Consider the following 4,636-nt stretch of genomic DNA (forward strand, 5'->3'; position numbering starts at 1 on the left):
CCCATAGGCCAGGTTGCGGCGCATCTCGTCGTCGACCCCGGCGCCGGCGCCGGTCTGCCGGGGCAGGCCGTGCAGGATCGGCAGGGTGCCGCCGACCGGATCGGGGGTCCCGTCGATGCGGAGCGGGTCGGTGCGCAGGGTCGAGGTCACTTGCCGATCCCAACTGTCATGCCCTGGATGATCCGCGAGCCCATCCAGGAGAAGAGCGCGATCATCGGGGCGAGGATGATGCAGACCCCGGCGAACATCGTGCCGAAGTCCAGGCCGTTGAACTGCTGTGCCGCGACGAACGAGGAGAGCGCCACCGGGAGGGTGGTCGTCCCCTGGCTGTTCGTCAGGACGAGGGCGAACAGGGTCTCGTTCCAGGCGGTGATGAACTGCAGGAGGAAGGCGGTGACCAGCCCGCCCCGGGCGACCGGGAGCACCACCTGGACGAAGGTGCGCAGCGGGCCGGCGCCGTCCAGGACGGCGGCCTCCTCCAGCACGCCGGGGATGCCGCGGAAGAAGCCGGTCAGCAGGAAGACGGTGAACGGCATCGCCAGGCCGACGTAGACCAGTCCGAGGCCGAGGTCGCTGTCGGTCAGGTCCACCCGGGACAGGCCGATGAACAGCGGCACCACCAGGACCTGGCCGGGCACGCCGAGGCCCATGGCGAAGCTCATCGTCAGTGCCGAGGAGGTCCGCGAGCGGCGCCGGGCGAGGGCGTAGGCGCAGGGGGCGGCGAGGGCGACGGCGACCACGGAGGAGAGGCCGGCGGTGAGCACGCTGTTGAGGGCCGCCCGCGCGAAGCCGCCCTCGTCGAGCGCGGTGGTGTAGTTGCCGGTGTCCGGGCTGGTCGGCAGGCCGAAGCCGTGCCGCAGGATGTCGGGGCCGCTGCGCAGCGAGGTCAGCAGGATCCACAGGACCAGCAGCAGGTCGGCGGCGACGACGATCCAGACGGCGGCCGTGCCGATCCTGCTCGCGAGTCCGGTGGGTCGGTTACTGCGTCGCACGGGAGGGACCTTTCCGGTTGGGTGCGGGGGGGCCGGGACGCGACGGGTCAGTACTCGATCGGTTCGCGGCGCAGCAGGCGGCGCAGCACGACGGTGATCAGGGTGACCATGGCCAGGCTGACGATCGCGGCGGCGGTGGCCGTGCCCAGCCGGGGGACGGTGCCCTGCGGGAAGGCCTCGGCGTATACGTACACGGCGGTGTTCCAACTGCTCACCGGCGGATAGGCGTTGGTGCTGCCGCCGTAGAGCAGGATCAGCTCGAAGATCTTCACCGAGCTGACGGTCCACAGCACCGCGCAGACCGCGATGACGTCCCAGGCGCACGGCAGGGTGATGTGCCGGAAGCGCTGGAAGGCGCCGGCGCCGTCGAGTTCGGCCGCCTCGTAGAGGTAGTCGGGGATCTGGTCGACCGCCGCCATGATGATGGAGGTGTAGTAGCCGGTCGCCGTCCAGACCAGGGTGCCCAGGACCATCGGGAGCAGGTTGTCCGTCGACAGCCACTTGGGCGGTGTGGTCACCCCGAAGAGCTTCAGCGCCTGGTTGACCGGGCCGGTGGGCGAGAACAGGAACCCGGCGGCGATGCCGAAGACCATGCCGTTGACCAGCGAGGGGAAGAACAGCACCGACCGGGCGAACAGCCTGGCCCGCATCTCGCGCAGCACCAGGGTCAGCGCGAAGCTGAGCACGAAGGTGATCGTGCCTCCGACGACCATCAGTTCGAGCGTGTTGAACAGCGAGGTGCGAAACCTCGGGTCCTGGAACAGCAGGAGGTAGTTCCGCGGGCCGCGCCACTCCATCTCGCCCATGCCGTCCCACGTGTACAGGCTGGTCCACAGGGCGTAGCCGACCGGGGCGACGAACAGCACCGCGTACACGATCAGCGCGGGCGCGGTGAAGGGCCAGAACACCCGGCGGCGCTGGCGCTCCAGCGGGCCGACGCCGGAGCGGGCGGCGCGCTCGGACCGGCCCGGGGCGGCGTCCGTCCGGGGCGGGTTGTCGATCGTCGTCGCCACCGTCAGCCCTGGGTCTGCCAGTAGGTGACCTGGTCGGCCTTGCACGTGGCGACGAACCGGTCGGCCGTGGTTTTGCCGTGCCAGAAGTCCAGGTAGTTCTCGTTCAGGACCTTGGGCAGCCAGCTGCCGGCCACCCCGTCGAAGCCGAGGCGCACGGTCGGGGCCTCCAGGGCCTTCTGGACGTCGGCCAGTTCGGCGGGGGCCGGGATGTCGCTGCGCGGGGTGAGGTTGAGCGCGGTGGTGGAGATCCCGGACAGGTGCTTCTTCTGCAGGAAGAAGGCGATGAACTTCTGTGCGGCGGCGGCGTTCCTGGCCCGCTTGGGGATCGCGAAGCCGAACAGGCTCGCGTCCGGGGTCTTCGCGGTGGGCGGCAGCATCGACGCCGTCCTCCAGCCGGCCGGGACCTGCTTGGCCACCTCGGCGGTGACGTAGTTGCCGTCCATGTAGAAGGCGGCCTTGCCGCCCGCCCAGTTGGTCTCCTGCGCGGGGTACTTGGTGGCGTCGTAGCCCTCGATCAGGTGGCCGCCCTTCACCAGCTGCTCCACCTGCTGCGCCGCGGCGAGGACCGCCGGATCGTCCCAGCTCGCGCCGGACTTGTCGGCGGCGAGCTGCGCGACGTTCACCCCCGCCCCGTTGAGCAGGTAGTCGAAGTACAGCGCGTTGCTCCAGGGGTCCTCGCCCTCGGAGGCGATGCACGCCTTCCCGGCCGTCTTCAGCGCGTCGCAGACCTTGAGCAGTCCGGCCCAGTCGGTGGGCGGACTGGGCATGGCGGCGGCGATCGCCGGGTCGGCCGCGTTGTAGAACATGGCGTTGGTGACGACCTCGTACGGGATCACGTAGTGGTTGGAGCCGGACGGGTCCTTCGGCAGCATGTCGAAGTACTTGGCCGGGACGACCTGGGAGACCGGGACGTTCTCCTCGGGCACCTGCAGTTGCAGCACCGGCGAGAGGTCCAGTGCCTGGCCGGCCGCGGCGGTGGTGCCGTAGACCTTGTCGTCGGACTCGTCCCACAGGTCCGGGGCCCGGTTGGCGGCGATCGCCGGGCCGATCTTCTTGGCGATGTCCCGGCCCGCCCAGGTGACGTCCACCTTGGCGCCGGTGGCGGCGGTGAAGTCGTCGATCGCGGCCTTCAGCACCTTGGCCTGCGGCTCGTCGGCGCGCCACATCGACCAGTAGGTGAAGCTGCCGGCGGCCTTCGCGCCGCCCTCCGAGCCGCTGCCGCAGGCGCTCGCTCCGAGCGCGAGGGCGACGGCGGTGGCCGCCCCGATGATGCGGGCGGCGGGCATGGTCGTTCTCCCCATGGGTGGTTCCTCTCGGAGGCGCGAGATGCCGCGCGGACGTGTCGTCAGCCGGGGCCCGAGGACGGGGAGCGGCTGGATGGCTGGGACGATACGGTCGGGTTGACCGGTAAATCAAGAGTCCTTGCAAAAACCTGCCCCGGACTGCGTCGCTTCGACACCGATTGCGCAAGGGACTCTCAAGTTGCCGACCGGAGCTGGGGTTTGATCGACCTTGACGCCCCTTCACCGGTGCCCTACCTTTCACCGAAAGCAAGTTGACCGGTAAAGTCGAAGGATCCAGTCATGGTGACGATGCAGGACGTGGCCGAGCGCGCCGGGGTCACGAAGCAGACCGTCTCCAACGTCATCCGGGGACGGGGGGCCGTGAGCCCGGCGACGGCGGCCCGCGTGCGCGCCGCGATCGGGGAACTGGGGTACACCCCCAACCTGGTCGCGCGCTCCCTGGCCACCGGCGCCACCCGGACGGTGGGCCTGTTGGTCCCCACGGTGACGGGCTCCTTCTACCCCGACATCGTCGAGGAGGTCGAGGACGTCCTCGACGCGAACGGCTACCACCTGCTGCTCTGCACCACCCGGCTCGACGGCGAGCGCGCCAAGCGTCACCTGGCGAGCCTGACCAGCCGCTCGGTGGACGCGCTGCTGATCGCCGGCGACCGGGACCTGATCGACCACCTGCCGCTGCTGGCCGAGGCCTCCTTCCCGGTCGCCCTGTGCGCCTGGGAGACCGACGCCCCCGACCGCTTCCCCGTGGTCACCATCGACTACGAGCGGGCCGGCCACCTGGCCGGGCGCCACCTGCGCGAACTCGGGCACGAGCGCGTCGCGGTGCTCGCCAGTCCCGACCACGCCCCGCGGGTGGCGGGCTTCCGGCGCGCCTTCGCCGGCGACGGCCTGACCGTCCCCGACCACGCCGTCCACACCGCGCGCGAACCCACCCCCGCGGGCGGCTTCGCCGCGGCGACGGCGGCGCTCACCGCGGACCCGACGATCACCGCGCTCTTCGCCACCCACGACGTCCTCGCCCTGGGGGCGCTGGAGGCCGCCCGGGAAGCGGGCCGCTCCGTGCCCCACGACCTGTCGATCGTCGGGCACGACGACAACCCGGAGGTCGGCGTGGCCCGACCGGCGCTCACCAGCGTGGCCATCCCCAAGCGGGAGATGGCCCGGGAAGCGGTCGAACTGCTGCTGCGCGCCCTCACCCGCTCCGGCAGCCCGGCCAACTCGATCCAGTTGCTGCGCCCCGAGCTCGTCGTCCGGGACAGCACCGGCCCGGTCGGTGGCCGTTGAACCGGCCCGGGCCGGCGGACCGCTGCCCCCGGGGGCAGCTCCC

General features: G+C 71.2%; 4 protein-coding genes. 1 reads left to right on the forward strand and 3 read right to left on the reverse strand.

Annotation, left to right across the window (positions count from 1 at the left end; translation table 11 throughout):
• Window positions 1-146 precede the first annotated feature (146 nt).
• Genes ACIQOV_RS28490 through ACIQOV_RS28500 form a run of 3 tightly spaced genes read right to left on the reverse strand, consistent with a single transcriptional unit; the run spans window position 147 to window position 3,306 of the window.
• Window positions 147-992 (reverse strand): carbohydrate ABC transporter permease, encoded by an 846-nt coding sequence (locus tag ACIQOV_RS28490; protein ID WP_380541853.1) that lies wholly within the window; start codon window positions 990-992, stop codon window positions 147-149.
• 47 nt (window positions 993-1,039) lie between these two features.
• Window positions 1,040-2,005, reverse strand: a complete 966-nt coding sequence (locus ACIQOV_RS28495; protein WP_401053314.1) for a carbohydrate ABC transporter permease — start codon at window positions 2,003-2,005, stop codon at window positions 1,040-1,042.
• 2 nt (window positions 2,006-2,007) lie between these two features.
• Entirely contained in the window at window positions 2,008-3,306 is a 1,299-nt protein-coding gene (locus ACIQOV_RS28500; RefSeq protein WP_401053316.1) for an ABC transporter substrate-binding protein, read from the reverse strand.
• A gap of 282 nt (window positions 3,307-3,588) precedes the next feature.
• On the opposite strand from ACIQOV_RS28500, the gene ACIQOV_RS28505 reads away from it, so the two are divergent.
• On the forward strand, window positions 3,589-4,593 hold the full coding sequence (locus tag ACIQOV_RS28505) for a LacI family DNA-binding transcriptional regulator (protein ID WP_380352787.1): 1,005 nt from the start codon (window positions 3,589-3,591) through the stop codon (window positions 4,591-4,593).
• Window positions 4,594-4,636: the final 43 nt, after the last annotated feature.

Origin of the sequence: Kitasatospora sp. NPDC091257 (assembly GCF_044757675.1) — a bacterium.
GTDB classification, from domain to species: domain Bacteria; phylum Actinomycetota; class Actinomycetes; order Streptomycetales; family Streptomycetaceae; genus Kitasatospora; species Kitasatospora lactacystinica.

Excerpts from the sequence above, each read along its gene's own strand:
- ACIQOV_RS28500 (WP_401053316.1), bottom strand. The coding sequence starts at position 3,306 with ATGGGGAGAACGACCATGCCCGCCGCCCGCATCATCGGGGCGGCCACC.
- ACIQOV_RS28505 (WP_380352787.1), top strand. The coding sequence starts at position 3,589 with ATGGTGACGATGCAGGACGTGGCCGAGCGCGCCGGGGTCACGAAGCAG.